Genomic DNA, 780 nt, shown 5'->3' on the forward strand with positions numbered 1-780 from the left:
CAATTTATATCAACCAAATTGTTGTCCACACACTAGAGATGTTACAATAGACTTTTATATACTGCTAGAGATGAAGTATATATATGTACGTGGTCGTTGCATATGACATTTCAGATGAAAAGATCAGAGGTAAGGTTAGGAGGCTACTACGCCGTTACGGTCTATCATTTATATCTAGATCAGTCTATGCAGGGAGACTCTCCTGGAATAGAGCCCTCCTCATATCGGAAAGAGTTGCTAAATATCTTGAAGAGAGAGACTCAGTGGTTATCGTTCCAGTCCAAAACGTTGACATCTCAAGAGCTCTTATCATCATCAAGGATAAGATATCGAAGAACGAACTACAGGTATACGTTGCCGGCGAGGATACTTGACGATATATCAGTGTGTGAACTCAGAGGTAAGTATACACTTGAGAAGTACTCACAAGAGAGGGATCTAAGGCTAAACTATGAGCGTGAAACTGAAATCAGTTTTGGTGAAAAGAAGACGTTTGAGATCTATTTCAACTTTGGTGAGTGGGCTAAGATAGTAGGGATTCCTGACGGTCTAATAGAAAATTTAGCAATTGAGTTCACCATTACAAGGGGTGAAGAGTTCCCTAAGTATTTACTTATGAGGAGTGTTATATACTCCTACATGTGCATGCAAGACCACTTAGTGTGCTCAACACTCGTTGTTCCAACTACACCCCCAATATTTGAGGACCTCCCCCTCTTCGGTTACATGGTTGTACCCAACAGTAGGGTATTAGAGTACATTGCAGAAAAGCTAAATACC

2 protein-coding genes are annotated in these 780 nt (G+C 40.4%); both read left to right on the forward strand.

The features are described 5' to 3' along the window. Positions 1 to 83 precede the first annotated feature (83 nt). The gene (gene cas2 / locus DMP16_RS10405; RefSeq protein WP_069284488.1) at positions 84 to 374 is read left to right on the forward strand and encodes a CRISPR-associated endonuclease Cas2; all 291 of its coding nucleotides are present in this window, start codon (positions 84 to 86) and stop codon (positions 372 to 374) included. Then, positions 355 to 780 (forward strand): hypothetical protein (locus DMP16_RS10410; protein WP_143577236.1); only part of this gene is annotated, 426 nt, incomplete at its 3' end. The genes cas2 and DMP16_RS10410, both read left to right, overlap by 20 nt.

The sequence above is a fragment of the Sulfolobus sp. B1 genome (assembly GCF_007050195.1).
Lineage (GTDB): Archaea > Thermoproteota > Thermoprotei_A > Sulfolobales > Sulfolobaceae > Saccharolobus.